Annotated in this window: 23 protein-coding genes and 1 riboswitch; of the genes, 9 read left to right on the plus strand and 14 right to left on the minus strand. The window is 61.4% G+C overall.

Going from position 1 to position 24713, the window contains the following annotated elements; translation table 11 throughout:
• Window positions 1–83: 83 nt before the first annotated feature.
• From gluQRS to EHF33_RS02815, 4 genes are all read right to left on the minus strand, one after another.
• On the minus strand, window positions 84–911 hold the full coding sequence (gluQRS, locus tag EHF33_RS02800; protein WP_241191304.1) for a tRNA glutamyl-Q(34) synthetase GluQRS: 828 nt from the start codon (window positions 909–911) through the stop codon (window positions 84–86).
• A gap of 45 nt (window positions 912–956) precedes the next feature.
• On the minus strand, window positions 957–2126 hold the full coding sequence (locus EHF33_RS02805) for an alanine--glyoxylate aminotransferase family protein (protein ID WP_124867687.1): 1170 nt from the start codon (window positions 2124–2126) through the stop codon (window positions 957–959).
• Between the two features lie 127 nt (window positions 2127–2253).
• Complete coding sequence (locus tag EHF33_RS02810; protein WP_124867689.1) at window positions 2254–2679, minus strand: hypothetical protein; 426 nt, start codon at window positions 2677–2679, stop codon at window positions 2254–2256.
• Window positions 2680–3777, minus strand: a complete 1098-nt coding sequence (locus EHF33_RS02815) for an acetate/propionate family kinase (protein WP_124867691.1) — start codon at window positions 3775–3777, stop codon at window positions 2680–2682.
• 104 nt (window positions 3778–3881) lie between these two features.
• Between EHF33_RS02815 and EHF33_RS02820 the strand changes: the two genes are divergently transcribed.
• Window positions 3882–4112, plus strand: coding sequence for a hypothetical protein (locus EHF33_RS02820; RefSeq protein WP_124867693.1), 231 nt, complete (start codon window positions 3882–3884; stop codon window positions 4110–4112).
• 71 nt (window positions 4113–4183) lie between these two features.
• Here the strand turns inward: EHF33_RS02820 and pepF are convergent, their stop codons facing one another.
• Window positions 4184–5977, minus strand: coding sequence for an oligoendopeptidase F (pepF, locus tag EHF33_RS02825; RefSeq protein ID WP_124867695.1), 1794 nt, complete (start codon window positions 5975–5977; stop codon window positions 4184–4186).
• A gap of 226 nt (window positions 5978–6203) precedes the next feature.
• On the opposite strand from pepF, the gene uvrC reads away from it, so the two are divergent.
• Entirely contained in the window at window positions 6204–8069 is a 1866-nt protein-coding gene (gene uvrC, locus EHF33_RS02830; protein ID WP_124867697.1) for an excinuclease ABC subunit UvrC, read from the plus strand.
• On the opposite strand, the gene EHF33_RS02835 is transcribed toward uvrC, so the two are convergent.
• From EHF33_RS02835 to miaA, 4 genes are all read right to left on the minus strand, one after another.
• On the minus strand, window positions 8008–8469 hold the full coding sequence (locus EHF33_RS02835) for an RrF2 family transcriptional regulator (RefSeq protein WP_124867699.1): 462 nt from the start codon (window positions 8467–8469) through the stop codon (window positions 8008–8010). The two genes, uvrC and EHF33_RS02835, sit on opposite strands and share 62 nt — an antisense overlap.
• Window positions 8470–8488: 19 nt before the next feature.
• The gene (hmpA, locus tag EHF33_RS02840; RefSeq protein WP_124867701.1) at window positions 8489–9727 is read right to left on the minus strand and encodes an NO-inducible flavohemoprotein; all 1239 of its coding nucleotides are present in this window, start codon (window positions 9725–9727) and stop codon (window positions 8489–8491) included.
• 69 nt (window positions 9728–9796) lie between these two features.
• Window positions 9797–11059: an MFS transporter gene (locus EHF33_RS02845; RefSeq protein ID WP_241191226.1), complete on the minus strand. Its 1263-nt coding sequence runs from the start codon at window positions 11057–11059 to the stop codon at window positions 9797–9799.
• Entirely contained in the window at window positions 11056–11976 is a 921-nt protein-coding gene (miaA, locus tag EHF33_RS02850) for a tRNA (adenosine(37)-N6)-dimethylallyltransferase MiaA (RefSeq protein WP_124867703.1), read from the minus strand. Before miaA ends, EHF33_RS02845 begins: the two co-directional genes overlap by 4 nt.
• A gap of 218 nt (window positions 11977–12194) precedes the next feature.
• On the opposite strand from miaA, the gene miaB reads away from it, so the two are divergent.
• The 4 genes from miaB to EHF33_RS02870 all read left to right on the plus strand — a co-directional run bounded on the left by miaB (window position 12195) and on the right by EHF33_RS02870 (window position 16424).
• Entirely contained in the window at window positions 12195–13574 is a 1380-nt protein-coding gene (gene miaB, locus EHF33_RS02855; RefSeq protein ID WP_124867705.1) for a tRNA (N6-isopentenyl adenosine(37)-C2)-methylthiotransferase MiaB, read from the plus strand.
• The gene (locus tag EHF33_RS02860; RefSeq protein ID WP_124867707.1) at window positions 13571–13837 is read left to right on the plus strand and encodes an acylphosphatase; all 267 of its coding nucleotides are present in this window, start codon (window positions 13571–13573) and stop codon (window positions 13835–13837) included. Before miaB ends, EHF33_RS02860 begins: the two co-directional genes overlap by 4 nt.
• Window positions 13838–13900: 63 nt before the next feature.
• A riboswitch (SAM riboswitch) is annotated at window positions 13901–14010 on the plus strand.
• Between the two features lie 114 nt (window positions 14011–14124).
• Entirely contained in the window at window positions 14125–15441 is a 1317-nt protein-coding gene (locus EHF33_RS02865; RefSeq protein ID WP_124867709.1) for an O-acetylhomoserine aminocarboxypropyltransferase/cysteine synthase family protein, read from the plus strand.
• Window positions 15438–16424, plus strand: a complete 987-nt coding sequence (locus EHF33_RS02870; RefSeq protein ID WP_124867711.1) for a homoserine O-acetyltransferase family protein — start codon at window positions 15438–15440, stop codon at window positions 16422–16424. Before EHF33_RS02865 ends, EHF33_RS02870 begins: the two co-directional genes overlap by 4 nt.
• Before the next feature lie 2 nt (window positions 16425–16426).
• Here the strand turns inward: EHF33_RS02870 and scpB are convergent, their stop codons facing one another.
• A complete protein-coding gene (gene scpB / locus EHF33_RS02875; protein ID WP_124867713.1) occupies window positions 16427–16951 on the minus strand; it encodes an SMC-Scp complex subunit ScpB in 525 nt (174 codons plus the stop codon).
• A complete protein-coding gene (locus EHF33_RS02880; RefSeq protein ID WP_124867715.1) occupies window positions 16948–17574 on the minus strand; it encodes an L-threonylcarbamoyladenylate synthase in 627 nt (208 codons plus the stop codon). The genes scpB and EHF33_RS02880 overlap by 4 nt, the downstream gene beginning before the upstream one ends.
• 80 nt (window positions 17575–17654) lie before the next feature.
• On the opposite strand from EHF33_RS02880, the gene pilC reads away from it, so the two are divergent.
• Window positions 17655–18884 (plus strand): type IV pilus assembly protein PilC, encoded by a 1230-nt coding sequence (pilC, locus tag EHF33_RS02885; RefSeq protein WP_124867717.1) that lies wholly within the window; start codon window positions 17655–17657, stop codon window positions 18882–18884.
• Between the two features lie 50 nt (window positions 18885–18934).
• Here the strand turns inward: pilC and ispH are convergent, their stop codons facing one another.
• From ispH to EHF33_RS02900, 3 genes are all read right to left on the minus strand, one after another.
• Complete coding sequence (gene ispH, locus EHF33_RS02890; RefSeq protein ID WP_124867719.1) at window positions 18935–19951, minus strand: 4-hydroxy-3-methylbut-2-enyl diphosphate reductase; 1017 nt, start codon at window positions 19949–19951, stop codon at window positions 18935–18937.
• Window positions 19952–20012: 61 nt separating this feature from the next.
• Window positions 20013–20690 (minus strand): hypothetical protein, encoded by a 678-nt coding sequence (locus EHF33_RS02895; protein ID WP_338135030.1) that lies wholly within the window; start codon window positions 20688–20690, stop codon window positions 20013–20015.
• Window positions 20687–21850, minus strand: a complete 1164-nt coding sequence (locus EHF33_RS02900; protein WP_124867721.1) for a phosphopentomutase — start codon at window positions 21848–21850, stop codon at window positions 20687–20689. The genes EHF33_RS02895 and EHF33_RS02900 overlap by 4 nt, the downstream gene beginning before the upstream one ends.
• Window positions 21851–22048: 198 nt before the next feature.
• Here EHF33_RS02900 and lptB point away from each other — a divergent pair, with 198 nt between their 5' ends.
• Both lptB and EHF33_RS02910 read left to right on the plus strand, forming a co-directional pair.
• Window positions 22049–22720, plus strand: a complete 672-nt coding sequence (gene lptB, locus EHF33_RS02905; RefSeq protein ID WP_241191305.1) for an LPS export ABC transporter ATP-binding protein — start codon at window positions 22049–22051, stop codon at window positions 22718–22720.
• Window positions 22721–22736: 16 nt separating this feature from the next.
• Entirely contained in the window at window positions 22737–24614 is a 1878-nt protein-coding gene (locus tag EHF33_RS02910; protein ID WP_124867725.1) for a DUF3084 domain-containing protein, read from the plus strand.
• The last annotated feature ends 99 nt before the right edge of the window (window positions 24615–24713 follow it).

Consider the following 24713-nt stretch of genomic DNA (forward strand, 5'->3'; position numbering starts at 1 on the left):
TAGTTATTTTTTTACAATTTAAGCACAATGTGGAGGTACTCAGCCGGACAGGAAGGATTGAGAGGTCGCCAAGATGCGACCGCCTAAGCAAGTGAGCTTTGGGGTTGGGCCAGGTAAATCGGCAACAATTCGGCCGCTGTCACTTCTTGCGGTATTTTCCAGCCCAGCGAGCGGGCCAACTCGGAAAGGACTTTTTCTGGCGAAATACCCGTTTCGCGCAGGTCTTTTAAGCTGGGCGCTCCGCCGCGTTTGGCGAGGCGCTCGCCTTTGTAATCGGTCATCAGCGGCACGTGAAAGTAACGCGGAGTCGCCGCGTCAAGGGCGCGTTGCAGCGCGATCTGGCGCGGGGTGCTGCTCAGCAGGTCAGCGCCGCGCACGATGTCGGTGATCTGCATGGCGGCGTCGTCCACCACCACCGCCAAATGGTAGGCGAATACGCCGTCGCCGCGCCGCAACACGAAGTCGCCCACCTCGGTTAGCAGGTGTTGACACACCGTCTGCTTGATCCAGTGGTCGGTCAGGCAGACGACAGCGTCGGGAACGCGCCAGCGCAGGGCGGCAGTTTTGGCTGAATCGGTGTGTTGATGGCGGCAGGTGCCTGGGTAGACGGCTTCGGGGCCGTGTGGGGCGCTGGCTGCGGCCGTCATTTCGGCGATTTGGCGGCGGGTGCAGGTGCATGGGTAGGTTTGGAGGTGCGTTAAGGCATCTTGGTAGAGGTCTATCCGCTCTGATTGTATATATTCAGTATCCCAATCCAACCCGAGCCATGTCAAATCTCGGCGGATCAAGTCGTAGGCGTAGGGACGGACTCGGCTGACGTCCAGGTCTTCTATTCGCAGCAGGTGCTGGCCGCCGTGGGCGCGGGTGTGGAGCCAGGCCAGCAGCGCCGTGCGGGCGTTGCCGAGGTGCATGGCTCCGGTAGGACTGGGGGCGTAACGGCCTATCACCCCTACAAGTTAGCGCTCCAAAGCCGCTTCAAAGCGCTTCACCAGGCCCGGCGCATTCAGGATGTCTTCCAAAGCGCTCATCAACATGCGGTACGGCGCGGGTCGGGCCGCTTCGCCCATCAAGCCGAGCCGCCAGATCAGGCCAGCGGTGGGGCCGAGGCCGCCGGTAATGCTGATTTCGCGCTTGCGGAGTTCTTTTCGCACAGCCGCGTCGTCCAGACCTTCCGGAAGGCGCAGCGCCAGCACCGTCGGCAAGCGGTCTTGTTCGCGCCTGACGTAAGGCGAAAAACCCAGCGGCGCGAGGGCGGTGGTAATCGCCGCGCCCATCATTCGCACGCGGGCGGCACGCTCAGGCAAGCCTTCTTCCAGTGCGGCGCGGAGCGCTTCGGCAAACGCGAAGTGCAAATTGACCGGCACGGTGTGGTGGTAGGTCTGCTCCAGCCAGTACCCGCGCAGACCTTCAAAGTCGCAGTACCACAGCGGTGTGGGCTGGCGGCGGGCGGCAAAGCGGGCAAAAGCGCGTTCGCTGATGGCGACTGGCGCGAGTCCCGGCGGAGCCGACAAGCACTTTTGCGCTCCGGTGTAGACATAGTCCACGCCCCAGGCCTGCATTTCAAACGGCTCCATGCCAGCGGTGGTCACGGCGTCGACCGTCAGCAAAGCGCCGCTGCGCCGCACGATTTCGGCAATTTCCGGCACTGGATTGAGCACGCCGGTGCTGGTTTCACCGTGAACGACGGCCACCATCTGCGCGTCACCCAACTGGTCGGCCACGTCACTCGGGTTGATGGCTTCGCCCAGGGGAGCGGTGACCAGACGCACGTTTGCGCCGTAGCGGGCCGCCATTTCAGCCATCCTGCGGCCAAACGAGCCGTTGGCGCAGATTAAGACTTCGTCGCCCTGTTCGACCAGGTTGGCAAATCCGGCTTCCATGCCCAGCGAACCGGTTCCGGCCAGCAGCGCCGTGAAAGCTCCGGGCGCGGTGCCGTACATCTCGCGCAAGTCGGCTTGGATGGCGCGGTTGAGCTTAAACACCTCTTCATCCATGTGACCCAGCATCGGGCGGGTCAGCGCTTTCATGGCGCGGGGATGAATCGGCGTGGGGCCAGGAGTCAGCAACGTGTGTTCGGGATACTCGGTCTGGGGCTGGGAGGGTCGGGGAGTCTCTAGCAACTTCATAGAGGCAGAATAACATAAAACAATTTAAAATTGCGCCTGCTCTGAGTATCTGAATATCAAAAGCAATTTTATTGCTCAAATCATAAGAACGGCGCAGGCTTCGTTCAGCGCTGAATCTCTTTTGCTCTTAGAGCAGCAGCGTCAGCCACCACAGACACAGGCCGCCGCGCAGCAACCAGACCAGCGTGCGAAACCAGTTACCGACCACCAGTTGGCGGTGCAGTCGGGCGTCAAAGGCGGCAGACAAACGGCCATGCAGCGGGGACTGAACAAGAGCGGTGGACACCCAGATCAGCAAAGTGAGCACGAGGCCGAGCCAGACACTCCAACTTGGCAAGGCGGGCGGCGGGTGCAGGGTCAGCCACGCCGCGCTGAGCAGTTCGGCGAGCATCAGCGGGCCGACCAGGAACGTGATTCTGTTTTGGTGTTCGCGCTCGTAAGCCGGCCAAGTCGCCGCGCCCACCTGTGCAAACAGCGGGTAATGCACCCACTGAACCATGAGAATCAGCCCGACCAGCATGAAGGTGAGGGCGGCGTGTACCAGTAGCAGCATCTAGCGGTTCACGACTTCCTGCGTCTGGCGGGCGATTTCGCCTTCCTCGTCGGTGGGGATGACCAAGGCGGGCTTGCTCTGCGGCGTGGTGATGCGCCGCTCTTTCCCACTGGCACGGTTGGCTGCCGCGTCCACTTCAAAGCCGAGAAAGCTCAGGCCGCTCAGCACGTCGGCGCGAAGCTGGACGTCGTTTTCGCCCGCGCCGCCCGTGAAAACCAGCGCGTCTAAGCCGTTCATGGCCGCCGCGTAAGCCCCAACCTGTTTGATGATGCGGTAGGTCATCACCGCCAGAGCGAGGCGGGCTTGCTCGGTGTCTGAGGCCCGAACGTCGCGCAGATCGTTGGAAACGCCGGAAAGTCCCCTCAGGCCGCTTTCTTTGTTGAGCAGGCTCGAGGTTTCCTGAAGGCCGTACTGCTCCGAGAGCCGCAGCACCGCGCCCGCGTCGATATCGCCGCTGCGCGTGCCCATCACCAAGCCTTCCAGGGGGGTCAGGCCCATGCTGGTGTCTATACTTTGGCCGCTTTGCACGGCGGCGGCGCTGGCTCCATTGCCAAGGTGAAGCGTCACGAGTTTTTCCACGCCGCCCAGAAGTTCGCTGGCCCGCCGCGAAACATAAGCGTGTGAGGTGCCGTGAAAGCCGTAACGCCGAATGCCGTCTTGGGTGTAGAACCGGTACGGCAGCGCGTAAAGGTAGGCTTTCGGCGGCAACGTGGCGTGAAAAGCCGTGTCGAAAACAGCGACATTCGGCACGCCGGGCAAGCTGGCGAGGGCCGCCTCGATGCCCTGCACGGCGGGCGGGTTGTGCAGCGGCGCGAGGCTGGAGAGCTCGGTCAGAGCACTGAGAACCGCTGGCGTAATCAAAGTGGCTTCCCGGAAGGCTTCACCGCCGTGGACGACGCGGTGGCCGACAGCCTGCACCGTGACGTCTTCTGGAAGCTCGGCAAGGATGCGCCCCAGGGCAACGGCGTGGTCGTGGTCTCCCCCAGGTTCGCCGATACGCTCCACCAGACCGCTCAGGAGGCGCTCGGAACCGCTGATCAATTGGTATTTGAGGCTACTGGAGCCAGCATTGAGCACAAGGACGGCGCTGCGGGTCATGGAGAAGATTTTACACGGGTACTGGGTTTCACGGCGCTGGGTTTCACGGTGACCTCAAGTGGTGAAGAATTTGTTTTTCGCCGAAAAGCGCTACCCTACTCGGCATGGACGAATTTTATTTAGGCCACCGCATCAAAATTGAGCGCCCGCAACTGCCGCAGTTTACCAGTGGGCCGCTGAGAGGCGGCGCGGCGCAGACTTGGAAAATCAGCGTAGACGGACGCGACGTGTCCCGGCACACCGTCAAACGGAAAATGGACAGCATGGAAGACGCTCTGGCCGCCGCGAGGAAGTACGTGGACAGGTTGGGAGAGCGGCCAGCAGCGGAAGCCTAGAGGAGAAATAGAGAGAAGAAAAGCCCCCTCTCGCTTTACGGCGAAGGGGGGCTTTTTTTTGAAGACAAGTTTCAGGTTCTCTCGCTCAGCAAAACTTCCAGCCGGTCTACGTAACCGCTCAGCACCTTGAAGGTCTCCTCCACCGGGCGTGCCGTGCTCAAATCCACTCCCGCCGCGCTGAGGGCGTCGAGCGGGTCGAGCCTGCCGCCTTCCGAGAGAAACTGCAGGTATTTGGTGCGGGCCGTTTCGGGATCAGTGTCAAAACCAGCCCGGAGTTGGTGGGCGGCGCTGATGCCGGTGGCGTACTGGTAAGCGTAGAAATTGGCGTAGAGGTGGGTGGAAAATTCGCCCCAGGTGATGCCGCTGCGCTCGCGGTCGACTTGAACGCCCTCGCCGTAGCCGTCTTGCAGGAGGTCGGCCATTAGGGTGTTGAGGTCGGGGGCGCTCAGACTCTCTCCCGCTTCTATGCGGCGGTGAATTTCCAGCTCGAAGCGGGCCAGCGTCGGCATAATGAAAAAGTAGCGGTGAAAGTTGGACACGGCTTCTTCAATCAGGGCCACTTCAAACGTAGGATCGGTGTTGGTCGCAAACAAGTGGTGGCGCACCATCGCCTGATTGAAATTGCTGGCGACTTCGGCGGCAAACAGCGTATAGCGCGGCACGCTGCTGGCCTGCGCTTGCTGGGCGAGGTGCGAGTGCATACTGTGGCCGATTTCGTGGGCGAGGGTGCTCATGCTGCTGAGTCCGCCCTGAAAGCTCATGAAAATGTACGGCTTGACTCTGGCCCCGCCGTTGCTGTACGCGCCTTGACGCTTGCCCGCGTTGTTGGCGTAATCGACCCAGCGCTCGGTGGTCAGGCCCGAGCGCATCTGCGAAACGTAGTCGTCGCCCAGCGGCTGCATCCCGGCGCAGATGGCGTCCACAGATTCCTGGTAAGACAGTGGCGGGGGGCTGACCAGGGGCGCTTTGACGTCGTATTCGCGCAGTTGATCCAGGCCCAACCAGCGTCGGCGCACCTGCCAGTAGCGGTGCCAGATGTGAATGTTGGCTTTATACGTGTCGATCAGGGTGTGAAAAACAGCCGTGGGAATGTGGTCGGACGTCAGGGCGGCTGTCAGCGCGTCGGGGTAGCGGCGGGCGCGGGCCATAAAGACGTTTTGGCGCACGTGGGTCGACAGGGCCGCTGCCATGGTGTGCTGGGTCGACAGGTGGGCGTCGGCGTAGGACTCCCAGGCCTGCTGGCGAATTTGGCGGTCTGGATCGGCGATCAAGCGGTCGATGTTGCCCTGACCGATTTGGACGCCGCCGACTTGCCCAAAATCTAAATCCATGTTGGCCAAGGCCGGATGAATGCCGCGCTCGCTGGCAAAGGGGGCCTGCACCAGACCCAGCAGTTCTTCGACTTCGGCGCTGCGAATGTGCGGCCGGCCCCGCCAGACGCGCTCAACCATCACCGCGAAGTCCGCGAGGTCGGGACGGGTCAGCCACGGGCGCACCGTCTTTTCGTCGAGGGCCAGCAGTTCGGGGCTTTCAAAGGCGGTGGCGGCAGCAAAGACGCTCCCGAGCGAAGAAGCCCGGTCACGGCGGGCGGCGGCCTCGGTGTCTTTGCCGTCCACGCTGGCGGCCATGCCGGCATACGACATCAAGCGGGTCAGGCGCATTCTTACGGCTTCACAGGCACTCAGGTACTGGGCGAGCGCTTCGGGCGATTGGCCCAGCGTTCCCGCGTAGCGGCCCAGCGCCGCCGCGTCTTGGGCCAGCGCCGCCGCTTCGGTGTCCCAGTCTTGAGGGGTGGCGTAGAGGGCTTCGATGTCCCAAGTTTGCTCGCGGGGCACGTCTTTACGGGCGGGCGGGGTGGCAGTCATGCCCGCAGTCTAGAAGCTGGTGGATGAAGGCAGCGTTGGTGAATTTCTCATTTGAGCGCAAAAGCTGGAGGCCAGAAAATGTGGGCGGCAGCCCCAGCGGCTTGCCGGGTCACTTGAGTGGCGGACACAGAAATCGGGCACGGATGGCGCGGGAAGTCAGGCTTAAAGCTGGCCTTCATGTTCCGCTGGCACGGTTTGGAAGTGCCGATTTGGCTAAAATCAGACCATGCATTTTGATGATTTGCCGGTGTTGCCGACCACGCCGGGCGTGTACATTTTTCGCGGCAAAACCGGCACGCCGATTTATATCGGCAAGGCCAACAACCTGAGAAGCCGGGTGGGTCAGCACTTCAAAGCGGGCGGCAAATCGGGAAGATTTACCCGGGAGGCGCTGGAACTCGAATTCATTTCGGCCAAAAACGAAGTGGAAGCGCTGGTGCTGGAAGCCAACCTGATCAAGCAGCACCGTCCTTATTACAATGTGCTGCTAAAAGACGACAAGCATTACCCGTTTTTGAAGCTGACGCACGAGAAGTTTCCGATGCTGGTCATCACCCGCCGGGTCATCAAAGACGGAGCGAGTTATTACGGGCCGTATCCGGACGCTTCGGCGGTGCGGCGGGTCAAGCACTTGATCGATACCATGTTTCCGCTGCGTAAGAATTCAGGCTTGCCGATGCAGAAAAAGCCGCGCCCGTGCCTGAACTACCACATGGGCAGGTGTCTGGGGCCGTGCGTGGACAGGGCAGATCCGGCGGAGTATGCGCGGGTGGTCGACGACGTCAAAGCGCTCCTTGAAGGGCGGGCGGCGGGCGTGGTGGCTCAGCTCAAAGTGGACATGAAAGAAGCCGCTGTCAAGCAAGATTTCGAGCAGGCCGGGCGGCTGCGTGACCGCTTGCAAGCAGTCGAGAAACTCTTCGGCACCGAGCAGGCCGCCTTGCAGACCAGCAGCGAAGATTTGGACTTTTTGGGCTACGCGCAGGCCGGCGAGTTTGCGATGGTGCAGTTGTTCCGGATGCGCGGCGGGCGGGTGGTCGGGCGCGACAAGCGCTTTTTGACCGGGGCCGACGAAAGTGAAGGCGGCGAAATTCTGGGGGCCTTCGTGCAGGATTACTACGCGCAGGCCACCCACGTGCCGCCGCTGATTTTGCTGCCCGCCGAATACGCCGACGCGCCGCTGTGGACGCAGGTGCTGAGCGAGCGCTCGGGGCGCAAAGTCGAAATGCGGCTGCCCAAACGCGGCGACAAAACGGAGCTGACCGAGATGGCCCAGCGCAACGCCCAGACCGGCCTGGAATCCGAGCTGGCCTTGCTGGAGCGCCGGGGCGATCATCCGGGTTTGGACGCGCTGCGCGAGGTGTTGGCCTTACCGGAGCGGCCCTGGCGAATCGAGGGCTACGACAATTCCAATTTGTTCGGCACCAATATCGTCTCGGGGATGGTGGTGTTTGAAGGCGGGCGGGCACGCAAGAGCGAGCACCGCCGCTTCAAAGTCAAAGGGCTGGATCATCCCGACGATTACCTGGCGATGCGCCAGACGATTGTCCGCAGGTTTTCCGGCAGCTTGTCGGATAAATTACCGCTGCCAGATTTGATCTTGATCGACGGCGGGCGCGGGCAAGTCAACGCGGCACTGGACGCCCTGAAGGAAGTCGGAGTGAATGTACCGCTGGTGGGGCTGGCCAAGCGCGAGGAAACCCTGATTTTGCCCGGACGCTACGGCGCACAGTTTTGGCTGACCGGCGGCAGCGAGGTGGGCGTAGGCCGCGAGCTGCTGCTGCCCAAGACCCATCCGGCGCTGCGGGTGCTGATCGGCGTGCGCGACGAAGTTCACCACTACGCCGTCACCTATCACCGCAAGCTGCGCGGCCAAGACATGCTCAAAAGCGTCTTTGACGATCTGCCGGGCATCGGTGAAAAGCGCCAGTTTGCGCTGATGGAACATTTTTCCAGCTTGGAAGACTTGGGAGCGGCCAGCCTGGACGATATTGCCCGCATTCCGGGGATGAACGCCCGGGCCGCGCAGAGCGTCAAGGATTTTCTGGCGACTCGGCTGGCAACGCGGCTGGCGGCGCAGGAAGCAGCTCGGTAAACTGGGTGGTCGCCACCACGTCTGCCAGCGTGGTGCGGTCGAGCTGGGCATAAAAAGCCTGAGTGGCCTGATTCAGCACACCTTTCAAACCGCAGTGCAGCCGCAGCGGACATTCCTGACTCAAGCAGTCGATGACGTCGCCGGGCGGTTCGGTGGAGCGCACCACCTGGCCGATGGTCAAGTCGCTGGGGGCGGCGGCGAGCCGTATGCCTCCGTTGCGCCCGCGTGCCGCACTGATCCATCCGACCTTGCTGAGGTGATGCACCGCTTTGTGCAGGTGGTTGTAGGGAATGTTGTAGCGCTCAGCCAGCTCCAGAGTGGTGGCCTGCTGACCCGGCGGCAACTGGGCCAGATGCATCAGCACTCTCAGCGAAGCGTCGGTAAAGCGGGTGAGCTGCATACCAGCAGTATGGCGGCAATCAGCTCAGGGCGGGAGCGGCAGTTTGCGTGGGGCCAAAGGTTTCGGTAAAACGCTGCTGAGCAGGAATACCGAGCTGGTCGAGCATCCCCTCGGCAGCCGAGACGAACCCCTCAGGGCCGCAGTAATAGTATTCAGCCTGACCTTCCGGCAAGTACGGGCGCAGCGTCTTCAAGCTGATCAGGCCCGCGAGGTCATGGTGCTCGCCGGGGCGATCTCGGTCGGTGACGTCGGTGTAGTAGATCACCTTGCGCACTTGGGGATGCTGCGCTGCCAGCTCGTTGACATGTGCTCTGAAGGCGTGGAAGTCCTGGGAAAGTGCGGCGTGGACAAAGACCACCGGGCGTTTTGAACCGGTGGCGATCAGGGTATTGAGCATGCTGAGCATCGGGGTGATGCCCACGCCGCCGCTCAGCAGCACCACCGGCAACTGGGTGTCTTGCAGATAAAAATCTCCGGCGGGCAGATGCACCAGCACCTCGGCACCGACCTCAATCTGATCGTGCAGGTAATTGGAAATCAGCCCTTCAGGCGCGTCCCAAGCCGCTTCACTCGGCGCAAATTCACGCTTGACGCTGATGCGGTACGACGTCTGATTGGACGCGTCGGAGAGGCTGTACTGCCGGATTTGCTGAGTCGGAAATCCCGGCACCTGCGCTTTGACGCTGAGGTACTGTCCGGCCCGGTAAGGCGGCAGTGGCTGGCCGTCAGCCGGTTCGAGAATCAGCGAGGTCACGTTCTGACTTTCAACGGCTTTTTGAATGACCCTGAAGACCTTGAAGCCGCGCCAGCCGCCAACTTGAGCCGCGTCAGCGTCGTAGATCTGCTGTTCTGCCCCCATCATCAGGTCGGCCAGCTGTCCATAAGCGGCGGCCCAGGCGTCCAGAATCGCTGGGGTGGCCGCGTCGCCCAGCACCGTGGCGATGGCTTCCAGCAAGTAATGGCCGACCACCGGGTACTGCTCGGGCAAGACGTCCAAGCTCACGTGCTTGTTGGTGATGCGGCTGAGCATCGGCCCCAGCACAGCAGGGTTTTCGATGTGGGCGGCGTAGGCCAGCACCGAGGCCGCCAGACTGCGGGCCTGACGCCCCGTGGCCTGATTTGCCGGATTAAACACGTTGAGCAGTTCGGGGTGAGCGGCGAACAGGGCGCTGTAAAAGTGCCGGGTAATCTCTTCGCCTTTCAGTTCGAGGGCCGGAACGGTGGCTTTGATGATGGCGGTCTGTGAAGGGGTGAGCATGGACTAGAAAATATGCTTTTTAAATACATGTTTAAAGGATAGATGTCCTGAGCTGGGCTAGGCCGCCGTTTAGCTGCGTTCAGCGGTGGTATTGGGCAAGTCTTCGGCAATGTCGGTCAGGTCCATCGCCCGCAGTTCGGGGGCCAGATAAGCGGTGACGCCCACCACGATCAACGTCACGATGCCGCCGAGCCAAACGCTATGGGCGGTGCCGAGCAGCTTGGCCGCCACGCCACTTTCAAAAGCGCCCAGTTCGTTGCTCGCGCCGATAAACATCCCACTGACGGCATTTACCCGCCCGCGCATGTGATCGGGCGCTTTGAGCTGCAAGGTGGCGCTGCGAATCACCATGCTGATCCCGTCAAAAATGCCGGTGGCGATGAGTGCAGCCACGCTCAGGTAAAAGTTGCGCGAGAAGCCGAACACCATGATGCTGAGGCCAAAGCCGGCGATGGCGCTCAGCAAAATGCGGCCCGCGCCTTTGCCCGGCGGGTGCTTGGTGGCGTAGAGCATCACCGCCAGTGCGCCCACGCTGGGGGCCGACACCAGCACGCCGAGACCGGTGGGGCCGACCTTGAGAATGTCGGAGGCGAAAATGGGCAGCAGCGCCACCGCGCCGCCGAACAGCACGCTGAACAAATCGAGCGCCATGCTACCGACCAAGACTTGCCGCTGCACCACGAAAGCCAGTCCTTCTTTGATGCTCTGAACGAACGGCTCACCCACTTTGAACCGGGGAACGGGCTTGGGCTTGACGAAAGCGACGCACCCCAGCGAGACGAGCAGCAGCACGAAGGCGAAGGTGTAGGAGCCGCCCGCGCCGATGCTGGCGTAGAGGACGCCGCCAAGCGCCGGGCCAGCGATGGAAGCCGCTTGGCCCGCGCTGGAGCGCCACGCCGAGGCCCGCAGCAACAGTTCACGCGGCACCACCTGAGCCTGAAAAGCGGGCAGCGCCGGATCCGAAAAGCCGCGTGCCAGGCCGAGGACGAAAATCAGGCTCAGCAGCGGCCAGATACCGGAAGTGGGCGCGTGCGGAGCGTAGAGCGCAAAGCACAGAGCGCAGATGACTTCCACGCTAATGGTAAAGAGGAGGATGCGGCGACGGTCATTTCTGTCGGCCACCACGCCGCCGAACAGAGCGAGGCTGAGCGCAGGGATCGCTTCCACCAGTCCCAGCAGGCCCAGCGTCAGCGGATTTTTGGTGATCTGGTAAAGCTGATAGGCCAGCGTCAGGGCCACCGCGCGGCTGGCCAAAGTGCTGGTGACGGCGGCCAGCAACATGGCGCGGAATTCGGGTAAGTCGAGGACGTTTTGGCTGGAAGGCAGGCTCACGGCGTTAGTTTAGGCGTGCGCGGGCGCTCTTGGGCGCAGGACAGCAGCGCTCGTAAGTCAGCTTCCACTTGCGGCCGGGTTTGAATCTCCGCGCCGAGCTGGGTTCTAGCCCACGTCAATTGGCGCTTGGCATACTGGCGGCTCTGGAGACTGATTTGGGCGGCGGCCTGGGGCTGGGTCAGTTCGCCGCGTGCAAGGGCCAGCGCAGCTCTGTAGCCGAGGGCTTGCCAAACGGTGGCGGAAGATTCAGGCGGAATTTGGCTGGCCAGCCACGCCGCTTCCTCCGGCCAGCCTGCGGCCAGCATGGCGTCTACGCGGGTCTTGATGCGCTGTTCCAGGTCAGGCTGGGTGAAGGCAAAGACCCGGTAAGTGTGGGCAGGCTGGGTGGTACCGAATTCAACCGGAAATTTTCCAGTGCGGCGCTGAATTTCTAGGGCGCGGACGACTCGGCGCGGATTGCGCTCCATCCTGGCGGCTTCGGCGGGGTTGAGGGCGGCGATTTCGGCCAGCAGAGCGTCTAGGCCGCGCTCACTGAGTTCAGCTTCGATTTGGGCGCGGGCGGCGGGGTCGCTGGGCGGGGTCAGCGGCAGGCCGCGCATGAGCGCTTTGAGGTAAAAGCCAGTTCCGCCGACGATCAATGGGATGTTTTGGCGGCTGAGGACATCGGTGATGGCCGTTTCGGCCTGGCTCAGCCACTGGGCCACGTCAAAAGAGTCTTGGACATCCACGACATCGATCAAGTGATGCGGGACTTGTTGTTGCTCGGCGGCGCTGGGCTTGGCCGTACCGATATCCAGTCCCCGGTACACGGTGAAAGCGTCGGCAGCCACGATTTCGAGCCGGAAGGCTTGGGCCAGTTTGAGGGCGAGGGCCGTTTTTCCGGCAGCAGTGGGGGCGGTGAGGATGGGAAGCAGCAAAGTGAGGGCAGTTTAGCCCACTTGCCGCCAGCACCTCTCTCAGGTAAAAAAGCGCTTCAGCACCGTCGGAGGAGTGTGACGACGGACAATCTGCCCTTACACAGGAACAGAGCAGGCTTATATATATTCTTTAGCTCTCCCCTTTTGCACTCAGACTGCGCTAGTATTCCTGTTTGACCCGTGGCTCTGGAATCCATCCAGCCCGCCCAGGAGGATGCATGAAAGCACACTTGATTACTTACGGCTGCCAAATGAACGAATACGACTCGCATTTGGTTCAGTCTCAACTCGTCTCGCTCGGCGCGGATATGGTGGATTCTATTGACGCCGCCGACTTTGTGCTGATCAACACCTGCGCTGTGCGCGGCAAGCCGGTGGACAAAGTTCGCAGCGTGCTGGGCCAGCTCCGCAAGGAAAAAGCCCTGCGCCCGCTGGTCATCGGCATGATGGGCTGCCTCGCCCAACTCGAAGAAGGCCAGCAGATTGCCCGCAAGTTTGAAGTCGACGTGCTGCTGGGGCCGGGCAGCCTGCTCGACATCGGCAAGGCGCTGGAAAGCAACCAGCGCTTTTGGGGCCTGAACTTCAAAGACGAACTGCACGACCACATCCCGCCGCCGCCGACCGGCAAGCTGCAAGCCCACCTAACCATCATGCGCGGCTGCGACCACCACTGCACCTACTGCATCGTGCCGACCACGCGGGGGCCGCAGGTCAGCCGCCACCCCGACCTGATTTTACGCGAGCTGGATAGCTTGCTCGGCGCAGGCGTCAAGGAAGTCACTTTGCTGGGCCAGAATGTCAACGCCTACGGCTTTGACGCGGGCGCAAAACTGGCGGGCTATCCCAGCTTCGCCGAACTGCTGCGGATGGTCGGCGCGAGCGGCATTCAGCGCATCAAATTCACCACCAGCCACCCGATGAACTTTACCGAAGACGTGGCGGCGGCGATGGGTGAGACGCCAGCGGTTTGCGAGTTCGTACATTTGCCGGTGCAGAGCGGCTCGGATAGAGTGCTGCGCCGGATGGCCCGCGAGTACAACCGCGAGAAGTACTTGACGCACATTGCCCAGATCAGAAAGCACATGCCGGAAGCGGTACTGGCCACCGACATTATCGTGGGCTTTCCCGGCGAAACCAAGGAAGATTTTCAGGAGACGCTGAGCTTGTATGACGAAGTGGGCTACGACTCGGCTTACATGTTCATCTACTCGCCGAGGCCCGGCACGCCGAGTTACCAGCACTTTCAGGACTTGCCACGCGAAGTCAAAACCGAGCGGTTGCAGCGCCTCATCGCCGTGCAAAAAGACTGGAGCGCCAAGAAAAACGCCCGTTTTCAGGGCAGTGTTCAAGAAGTCTTGCTGCGCGGCGACGCTTACTCGGAAGGCCACCTGGAAGGCCATACGCGGGGCAACCACCCGATCGTGGTGCCCAAAGCGCTGGGCGCGGTTGGTGCAGGGCTGTATCAAGCGCGGGTGACGGCCACCACGCCGCATATGCTCTACGGCGAACTCGTGGGCGTAGACGGTCAGACGCTGCCGATGGTGCCCAACTTCTTGCCGGAAGCGGCGGCGCTCTCCAGCCCGCTGACGATGCTGTGAAGCGCCTCACCGCCCTGATTTCCGGCACCGTGCAGGGGGTGGGCTACCGCTTGTACGTGCAGCGCTACGCCCGCGACCTCGGCTTGTCAGGCTACGCCGAGAACACCGACGATGAGCGGGTCGAAGTCGTCGCTGAGGGCCACCAAGAAGACTTGGAACGGCTGCTGCACCAGCTTAAGCGCGGCCCCAAGCACGCGGTGGTGGAAAGTGTAGACGCCCAGTGGGCCGAGAGCAGCGGCCTGAGCGGATTTCATATTTACTGAGCGTTGGCTTGACCCTCCGCTGCCTAGCCGCTAGACTACCCGAGTTCTCCAAGCGTGAGAACACTCTTATCCAGAGCGCCTGAGAGATTTGGCTCAGTGACGGCGCAGCAACCGGCCCTCATCGCGGCAACGGTGCTTCATCCAAGGCCCAGCGCAAGCGTTAACGATGACCGCGCAGGGACGACGATAAGGGCAGGGTTTTTTTCTATGGACTCCCTCCCGATGTAGGCCGGGGGCTTTTTTATTTGGCCCCCAGCAGTTCTCTCAGCCCACCGGAGGGCCACGTTATGACGCACAAGCACTTTGAAACCCTGCAAGTTCACGCCGGACAAAAACCCGATCCTGCCACCGGCGCTCAGGCCGTGCCGATCTACAACACCAATTCGTATGTCTTCGAGTCTACGGATCACGCCGCCAAATTGTTCGGCTTGCAGGCCTTCGGCAATATCTACTCGCGGATCATGAATCCCACCACCGACGTGTTCGAGCAGCGCGTGGCAGCCTTAGAAGGCGGAGTGGCGGCGCTGGCCGTCTCCAGCGGGCACGCCGCGCAGTTTCTGGCGATCACCACGCTGGCACAAAATGGGGACAACATCGTCAGCACGCCCAATTTGTACGGCGGTACGGTGAATCAATTTAAAGTGACGCTGGCCCGGCTGGGCATCGAAGTGCGCTTCACTTCCGGCGAGGAAAGAGCCGAAGAGTTTGCGGCGCTGATCGACGACAAGACCCGCGCCGTGTATCTGGAAACGATTGGCAACCCGGCGCTCAATATTCCTGATTTTGAAAGCATCAGCGCCGCCGCGCATGCCAAAGGCGTGGCCGTCATCGTGGACAACACGTTTGGCGCGGGCGGATACTTTTGCCAGCCGCTCAAGCACGGCGCAGATTTGTTGGTCGAAAGCGCTTCCAAGTGGATCGGCGGGCACGGCAACGGCATCGGCGGGATCATCGTGGACGGCGGTACCTTCAACTGGGGCAACGGGCGCTACCCGCTGATGACCGAAGCGAGTCCCAGCTACCACGGGCTGAATTTCTGGGAGGCCTTTGGCGAGGGCAACGCGCTGGGCTTGCCGAATCTGGCGTTTATTTTGCGTGCCCGCACCGAGGGCCTGCGCGATTTGGGCCCGACCCTGGCTCCGCAGCAAGCCTGGAATTTCATTCAGGGCCTAGAAACCCTTTCCCTTCGCGGTGAGCGGCACGCCCAGAACACGCTGGCCCTCGCCAAGTGGCTCTTGGAGCAGCCGGAAGTCAGCAAAGTCACTTATCCGGGTTTGGAGGCGCATCCACACTTTGAGCGTGCCCAGAAGTATTTGCCGCGCGGCGCAGGCGGAGTGCTGACCTTTGAACTCAGCGGCGGCAGGGCAGCGGGAGAGGCGTTTATTGAACGGGTCAAGCTGGCCCAGCACGTCGCCAACGTGGGCGACACCAAAACGCTGGTGATTCATCCGGCCAGCACCACCCACTCGCAGCTTGATGGAGCCGCGCAGGCCGCAGGCGGCGTCACGCCGGGTTTGGTGCGGGTGTCGGTGGGCATCGAGCACATCGACGACATCAAAGAAGACTTCGCGCAAGCGTTCGTGGGTGTGTTGGAGTCGGTATGACGGCGGTGAAAAGAGAGCCGAGATTTGTTCAGCCGCCCAGCGAAACGCCGGAGCGATGTTCGGTCGTCTTGTTCCGTGACGCTCCGCTGCTGCTCGACAGTGGACAGGTCGTCAGCGACGTGCGGGTGGCTTATCACGCGTATGGGCGGCCCAGTACGGACGCGGTGTTGGTGCTGCACGCCCTGACCGGCGACAGCGCCGTGCATCAGTGGTGGCCCGCCGTGTTCGGGCGCGGCAAAGCGCTTGATCCTGATCGGCAGTTCATCATTTGCAGCAATGTGCTGGGTGGCTGCGCGGGCAGCAGCGAACCTGCCGAGCTGGGGCTGGGCGAGCTGACTTTGCGCGATATGGTGCGGGTTCAGCGCGAGTTGCTGCGCTTTTTGGGCGTGGAGAAAGTCAGCGTGGTGGGCGGCAGCATGGGCGGCATGCTGGCTTATGCTTGGCTGCACAGTTTTCCTGATCTGATCACCAAAGCGGTGATGATCGGCGCTCCTGCACGGCACTCGCCCTGGGCCATCGGACTGAATACCGCTGCCCGTAGCGCCATTTTGGCGGCTCCCGGCGGCGAGGGCTTAAAAGTCGCTCGTCAGATCGCCATGCTGAGTTACCGCTCACCGCAGAGTTTTGCGCAGACCCAGGCGGGGCCGAGCTCGCGTCAAGCTGGCAGGGCGGCTATTTCCACTTACCTCGAATATCAGGGGCAGAAGTTGGCTGAGCGCTTTTGCGAGCGCAGTTATTTGGCACTGACCCACGCGATGGACACCTTTGAGCTCAGCGACGCCGATTTAAAGTTGATCGGAACGCCCGCTCTGGTGGTGGGTATTTCCAGCGATCAGTTGTATCCCGCTTCAGAAGTGCGGGCGCAGGCGATGAACTTGCAAAATGTGCAGTATTGGCAGCTCGAAAGTCCGCACGGCCACGACGCTTTTTTGATGGACGGCGCACAGATGAACGAGGTCGTCGAGAATTTTTTGATGAGCTAAGCCTACCCGCGCAGCAACTGACTGAATTCTGTGCCCTCTGAGAGCAGCGGCGGCAAGTCCGCCAAACTTCGCAACCCAAATTCCAACAAAAAGCGCTCCGTGGTGCCGTAGAGCAGCGGCTGGCCGAGCGCTTCAGAGCGGCCCACCACTTTGATAAGTTCGCGCTCCTGCAAAGTGACGACCGTGCCGGCGCTGCCGCCGCGCATCGCTTCGATTTCGGCCCGCATCACCGGCTGACGGTAAGCGATGATGGCCAGCACTTCGAGCGCCGCGCCTGACAGACTCGGCAACGGCGGCGGAGCGAGCAGGGGCGCAAGTTGCTGGGCCAGTTCGGACGGCACCACCAAGCGGTAGCCGCCCGCCACGGCTTCGACTTGAAAGCCCAAGTCCGCCTGCTGAACTTCGCCGATGAAGCTTTGCAGCGCCGCCGCAACCTGAGTCTCAGGAAGTTCAAACAGCTTGGCGAGTTCGGCAGCCCTGACCGGACGGCCAGCCGCCAGCAGCGCCGCGCCGATCAAAGCTCTCACCGCTTCGCCGAGAGCTGGGCGGTGAACGTGTGAATGACGCTGGCCGGAACAGCTCCCTCACGCAGAATTTGTCCGGTTTGACAGTCCACGACGGTGCTGGGCAGTCCGCCAGGCTCAGTTTCGCCGCTCAGTAGCACGCTGGCCAACCCGTAACGCTGCGCCTCAGCCCATGTCAGAGCGCTCAGCTGACCCGCTGGATTGAAGCTGGTGGTCGCCAGCAGGCCTCCCCAACGCCGGAGGAGTTCTTGCGTCAGAGCGTGGCGCGGCACGCGCAGACCCACTTTGCCTTCGAAAATTAGCCAAGGCGGGCAAGCGGAGGAGGCTTGGGCCACCAAGGTGAGCGGGCCGGGGAGCAGCGTAAGGAGCGCTTCAAAGAGAGGCTGCCCTGACTCAGCGAGGCGGCGGGCCTGCTCGGTGTCGGCGCAGCACACTTGCAAGGCTTTGCCTTCCGGACGGCCTTTGAGACGCGACAAGGCTTGGACAGCACCGGGGGAACGGGCATCTGCACCCAGCCCCCAAACGGTTTCGGTAGGAAAGCCGATGACTTGGCCGCTTGCCAAAGCTGCTAAAGCTTGCGGCCACGGCTGTATTAAGTCGGATTTGGGGGAAGGATTGGGCGGCATGAATAAAGTTCTCCAGTTTGAGTCGGGTCTTGCGGGCGGCTGTAAGTCCAGCGCAAGACTTCACCGACTATACTCACTGCATGCCGGTCTTTGAATACCGCGTGCGTGATCGCAGCGGCAAGATTCTCAAATCCCAAACTGAAGCGGACACCATTGCTCAGGTGCGCGACTCGTTGCGTGCCAAGGGTCTCCTGATCGTCGACATCAAATCACCCAAAGGCGGGATGCAGACTGATCTTAACGACCTCAAGATCCCCTTCCTGAGTGACCGCCCACCAGGCCTCAAGCCGATTGCTATTTTCTCCAAGCAGCTCGCCACCCTGATTAATGCCGGGGTACCCTTAGTGCAGTCGCTCACTATTTTACAGCGTCAAATCGAACATAAGGGGCTGCAAAACGTCGTCCGCAAAGTCCGCAATGACGTCGAAGCAGGCACGCCGCTGTCTGAAGCGATTGCCAAGTTTCCCAAAGTTTTCAATCGCCTCTACATCAATTTGGTGCGTGCAGGCGAAACCAGCGGCACGCTCGACAGCGTATTGGAGAGAATCGCTGAATTTCAAGAGAAAGATTTGGCAACTCGCGGGAAGATCAAGAGTGCCATGACCTATCCAGTAATTGTTTTAGTTTTTGCTCTCTTAATTACTTATTTTCTGCTCACTACCATTGTTCCGCAGTTCGGGGGAATGTTGACACAGCTTGGCGCAGAATTGCCTCTACTCACTCGGGTCTTGATGGCGATGTCTGACTTCTTGAAGACGAAGACCATTGTGATCGTTCTGATTGTTGCGGCCCTCGTTTTTGCCTACCGCTATTATTACTCCACCAAAAAAGGTCGGCGTGTCGTCGATGATTTCAAATTAAAAATTCCTGTTTTCGGCACTTTGATACAGCGAAGCGCCATAGCGAGCTTCGCCCGTACCTTCGGCCTACTGATCAACAGCGGCGTCAATATCATTGAAAGTTTGGAAATCACCAAAGGTACGGCTAATAACGCCATTGTCGAAGACACCATCGAAAATGCCAAAAACGTGGTGATGGTCGGCGAACAGATGAGTGGCAGCCTAGCAGCCAGTCCAGTGTTTCCGCCGATGGTGGTGAGCATGGTGGCGATTGGCGAAGAAACCGGCGCCCTCGACACTATGCTTGCTAAAGTCGCCGACTTTTATGACCGCGAAGTGGAAGAAGCTATTGAAGGTCTCACTGCAGCCATTGAGCCGATTATGATTGTCTTTCTCGGGGCCATCGTTGGGTTAATCGTGGCCGGGATGTTCCTGCCAATGTTCAGCATTATCAGCGCACTGAGTAAGTAAGGGAGAACTATAAACGTTGGTCGAATCTGTTTTAGAGATTCGACCAACGCTTATACCTTCAGCGCCGTTTGCTTGCTGATTTCTCCCAGTGGCCCTACCTTCTTGGGTTCGCGGAAGGTGATGTTTTCCCACTCGCCTTGTTCAGTCACTTGCAGTGCGGGATTGAGAACTCGGAAGTACTCCACCACAGCCTGCACCAAGTCGTCGGGCGTGCTGGCGGCGCTGCTGATGCCCACCGAACGCACGCCACTCAACTCCAGGTCCCGCACATCGTCAGCCGTCTCCAAGCGGTACGTGCGCGGGCACAGCTCCGCCGCCAACTCCAAGAGGCGCATTCCGTTGCTGCTGTGGGTGCTGGTCAATACCAAAAAGGCGTCTACTTTCGGGGCAATCCGCTTGATCTCGTCTTGGCGGTTTTTGGTGGCATAGCATAAATCCTCGCTGGGCGGAATGAGGAGCGCTGGAAAACGGGCCTTGAGAATGTCCACCGTGCGGCGGGTGTCGTCTACGCTGAGGGTCGTTTGGGTCAGCACCACCAGCTTTTCAGGGTCAGGCACCTCAACGGTGTGAGGATCGCTGAGACCCTCGCCGGTCTTGCCCAGAACGCCGACGATGATGGTTTGCTGCGGCGCTTCGCCCAACGTGCCGATGACTTCTTGGTGGCGGGCACTGTCGCCGATCAAGAGGATGGTGTAGCCCTCGCGGGCATATTTTTTGGCTTCGGTATGCACTTTGGTGACCAGCGGACAGGTGGCGTCAATGGTCGAGAGACCCAGCTCGCGGGCACGCTGCCGGACTTGCGGCGAGACGCCGTGTGCCGAAAACACCAACGTTTCGCTGCCTGCTGGCAACATCTCTAAGCTGTCCAGCTCTTCTACAAAGTGAACGCCGTGGCCCTCTTCGAGCCGCGAGACGACGGTGTGGTTATGGACGATGCTGTGGTAAACCGTCAGCGGCTTGGTTTCGGTTCGGGCGGCCTTTTCGACGGCTCCGATGGCCATCACCACGCCCGCGCAAAAGCCTCGGGGTTTGGCAAGAATAAGCTGTTCAACGCAGGATTGATGCATCAGGCGCTTAGTTTAACGTCTGTGTCTGACGGGGAGGGTAGCGCGGCTTCCTTAAGTCCGGTCAACTCCGACGCCGCCTCGGCTTGTCGCTTTTCTCGCTCCTCCCCTCTTCTTTACGGCGTGCCTCGACCACCAAACTGGCGTCCACGCTCCCGAAATCGGTGGGCTGCACCAAGCGCAGGAGGCGGTGCGGGGCGGCCAACTCGCTCGCCACGTACGCGCCGCCGGGGCGCAGATAATAGGTGCGGGCGGCCTGACCCGCCACCTCCGTCACCGGCAGCGGCTGGATATGCACCGCGCCGCCGGTCAGGGCTGCCCGCCAAAGGTGCTCGGGCGCGTCAGGACTCCGCAGAGCCATCACCAGACTGACCGGATCGTAATGGGCGGTGAGCAGCGGCGCGGTGGCTTCCTCACGGTTTTGGCGCAGGGTGATCAGCGCCGCCTCCGCGTCAAAAAACGTCTCGAAATGCGGTTTGTTGCGCCCGTCGCTCTCGCTGTAGCTCAAACTGGAAAAGTCCGGCCAGTAGCGAGACACCTGCACCTTTCGGATGACCGGCAACACCCCACCGAAATCGGTTTGTACCCGCGTTTGGTAGCCGAGGCCCTGAGCGCCGAACTTCTCCAGCTGAGTTTGCCAGATTTGCTCTCCAGCAAAGCGCCCACCCAAAGTGAGTGTCAAGCGCAGCGACTCGCTGCCCAGCCAGCGGGGACGCTCAGCGAGGGGCGCGGCCTGAATCACTGAATCAGGTTCCAGAAGCTCTCGCCGGGGCCGTCCCACTTGACGTTCAGGGCCTCGGCCACCGTCGCGCCGATGTCGGCAAAGGTTTGGCGGTCACCCAGATGCACCCCAGCGCCTTTGCCCGTTGGGCGGTAGGCCAGCAGCAAGCCGTGTTCGCGGGTGTGGTCGGTGCCGGGCCAGGTCGGGTCGTTGCCGTGATCGGAAATCAGCAGCAAGCAGCCGTCTGCGGGCACCTCGGCCAAGAGTTGCGGCAGGGCGTCATCAAAGGCCCCCAACGCCTGTGCGTAGCCGTGCGGGTCGCGGCGGTGGCCGTATTTGCTGTCGAAGTCCACCAAGTTGGTGAAGACCAAGCCGTCAAAATCTTGGTGCATCCGGGCCACCGTTTTGCGAATGCCGTCGGCGTTGTCGTCGGTGTGGTGCTCTTCGGTAAAACCCTGATGGTCGTAGATGTCGGGAATTTTACCGATGCCGATCACGTCTTTTCCGGCGTCCTTGAGAGCGTCCAGCACTGTGCGCGGCGGGGTCAGCGAGAAGTCGCGGCGCAGTTCACCGGCCCGCTCGAAAGGATATTCGCCCCGGAAGGGACGGGCGATCACGCGGGCCACGGCGTATTCGCCCTGCAAAATCTCGCGGGCGGCCTGACACCAAGCATAAAGGGTTTCAATCGGCACTTTGTCGAGGTGGGCGGCAATTTGAAACACGCTGTCACCAGAGGTGTAAACAATCGGGTCGCCGGTTTTGAGGTGCTCAGGGCCGTAATCTTTGATGACTTCGGTGCCGCTGTAAGGCTTGTTGCACAGGTAGCCGGTGCCGGTGGCTGCCGTGAACTGGTTCATTACGGCGCTGGGAAAGCCGTTTGGAAAGATTTGGAAAGCGTGTTCGAGCTGCACACCCATAAATTCCCAGTGGCCGGTGGAGGTATCTTTGCCGGGGCTGACTTCCTTAAGGCGGCCAAAGCTGCCGCTGGCCTGCGCTGGAGCGGGGGTGGCGAGTTCAAGGGTGGGAACTTGGCCCAAACCCAGCGCGGCGAGGTTGGGCAGCTCTACGCCGCTGGCCTTGAGGGTGTGGTTGAGGGTGTGCGATCCCACGTCGCCAAACGCCTGCGCGTCGGGCAGCTCGCCCGCGCCCACCGAGTCCAGCACGATGATGGTGAATTTCATACAGACAGTTTAGAGCATTGTCCGGGGCGCAAAAGGCCACAGCGCTTGGTGAACGCGCTCACCGCCCTCAATTTTGGCCGTGCTAGGCTGTGCCGCGTGACCGCTGCCGCTCCCCAAGTTGACCTTCACTTTCCCGCCAACGGACAAACCGATTTCGAGGCGAGAGGCCTCAGCAAAACTTACGGCCGCCGCCAGGTCGTGCGCGGTGTGGATTTGCGCGTCACGCGCGGTGAAATCGTGGCGCTGTTCGGCCCCAACGGCGCGGGCAAAACCACTACTTTTTATATGATGGTCGGCTTCGTGCGCCCCGGCGGAGGCCGTATCACCTTGTCGGGTCAAGACGTTACGCGGCTGCCGATGCACCAACGCGCCCGGCGCGGGATCGGCTACTTGCCGCAGGAACCCAGCGCTTTTCGCAAGATGAGCGCCCGCGATAATTTGCTGGCGATTTTGGAATATCAAAACCTCAGCAAAGCGGAGCAAGAAAAGCGGGCCGACAGTTTGCTGGAAGAGTTTGGCCTGACCCACTTGGCGTCTTCGCAGGCGTATCAGTTGTCAGGCGGGGAGCGCCGGCGCTTGGAGCTGGCCCGCGCCCTGACCACCGATCCCGATTTTTTACTGCTGGACGAGCCGTTTACTGGCGTCGATCCCAAAAGCATCCGTGAAATTCAGCGCTTGATCCGTGAGTTGCGTGATCGGCGCGGCATCGGGGTGTTTATCACCGACCACAACGTCCGCGAAACCATTGCGCTGTGTGACCGGGTGTATTTGATGTATGACGGCGAAGTCAAATTTGAAGGCACACCCGCTGCCTTTGCCCAAGATATCGACGCCCGTAACCACTACCTCGGCGACGACTTCGAGCTGTAAGGACTAAGGAAAAAGCGTGCTACTCGGCTTTCTGATTTTTGTGGTGCTGCTGTCGGGCTTGGTGGCCTACAGCGCCGATACCATTGCCCGCAAAGCCGGGCGCAAACACCTGCGCCTCTTCGGACTGCGGCCCAAGACCACGGCGCTGATCGTGGCAGTGGCCTCGGGCATGGGCATCAGCTTGGCCTCGGTGCTGGCGTTTGGGCTGATTAACCGCAGCGCGATCAACAACATCGTTCAGGCCGACAAACTGCGGGTGGAACTCAAGCAGCTCAAAAAAGACGTGAGCGCCACCACCGCCGACCTCACGGTGGCCGAGCAGGAGCGCGACGCCGCCAATGCCCGCGTACGCCAGTCCAAAGGGGAAACCGCGGCGGCGCTGGCCGATCTCACGGGCGCTGAAGACAAGCTTAAAACGACTCAGGCCGCCCGCACCAAGCTGCAAAGCGAAGTCAGCGGCTTGCAGGGCCGAGTGACCGAGCTGGCAAACCTCAAACGTGACCTCGAAGCGCAGGCCGCCAAAAACCGTCAGGCGCTGAGCAACTCGCAGCGAGCCCTCGAAGGCAGCCGCCAGCGCGAACTGGCTCAAGCGGCGCGGGCGAATTTGCTCGGTACCCAGATCGTCGACCTCGACAGGCGCAGCGCCTCAGCCCAGCAAGACGCCAAAACAGCCCAGGCCCAAGCGGAGGCATTTCAGGGCCAAGTGCAGGCGCTGCAAGACCAAACCAAGACGCTTGAGGCCAGCCGGGCCAAAGTCGGGGCGCAGCTCCAAGCGGCTCAGCAAAGCCGCGATCAAGCGACGCGCGAACTCGGCGCGTTGCGAGAAGAACGGCAAACCCTCTTGGTCGGAAGGGACGCGGCACTTTCACAGCGAAATGTGGCCAATGCCTTGCGCGACCAAGCCAACGTGGAGCGCAACAAGGCCACAGCGGAGCGGAACAAAGCGGCGGCGGAGCGCGACCTCGCCAACCAGGCCCGCACGGCGGCCACCAAGACCCTCAATCAGGCGCTCAGCGCCCGCGACAGCGCTTTGCAGGCCCGCGATTTGGCGCAGGCCCAGCGCGAAAGCCTCGCCGCCGAGCGCGACCAACTGCTCAAGCAGCGCAGCAACCTGACAGCCCAGCGCGACGCCGCCGCCCAAGATCTGAGCAGTATCCGCCGCGAGCTGAGCACTTTGCAAAACATGATCGGCACTTTAGACAGCCAGCGCCAAAATCTGAGCGCCGCCAACGACACCCTTAAAAACAGTCTCAGCAGCGCCCAAGCCAACTTGTCCAAGCTCGAAGTCGACTATTCACGCACCAACAGCGAACTCAGCGCCAACCGCAACACCGATCTTATTTACAGCCGCAACGACCTCGTGTATGCCGGCGTGGTGGCCAGCGTCCGCAACGTGCCGGACTTTTTGAAAGCTGCCGCCACCGCTGCCCAGAAACAGGGCGCTCGCGGCATGCCCGCCGCGCGGCTTTCGCCGGATGCCCGCGCCCAACTCGACACCAAACTGCGCGGTCTGAATACCAACACCTTCGTGCAGTGCCGCGCCGCCGTCAACGTCGCCACCGGCTTTCCGGTCGACCTCAACTGTGATGCCAAGCCCCAAACCGTGCTGTTTCGGCGCGGACAGGTTATCCGCCAAGTCAGCATCAACTTGCAGCGCGGCACCGACAACCTCAGCTCGCAGCTCACCGATTTGATCCGCGACACGGTCTTTGATCTGACCTCCAAAGGCGTGCCGCTGGAATACATCAACGATCTGGGCCTGAGTGACAGCGAACGCCTTGACGTGCTGGGCAAACTCGGCGCTCAGAGCGGTGCGAGCGCGGTGGTGGGCCTGGCTGCCCGCGACGACATCCGCCCCGGCGTGCCGGTGGATTTGTATCCGGTGTTGAAGTAGGAGCAAGGAGAGCGTGTACTGCTCTGCCTTGATAGGCTTTATGTTTATTCACCTTCCGAACGCCGCTGGCTGCACAAACCAAAAAGAAGCGCCCCACCT

Origin of the sequence: Deinococcus psychrotolerans (assembly GCF_003860465.1) — a bacterium.
Lineage (GTDB): Bacteria > Deinococcota > Deinococci > Deinococcales > Deinococcaceae > Deinococcus > Deinococcus psychrotolerans.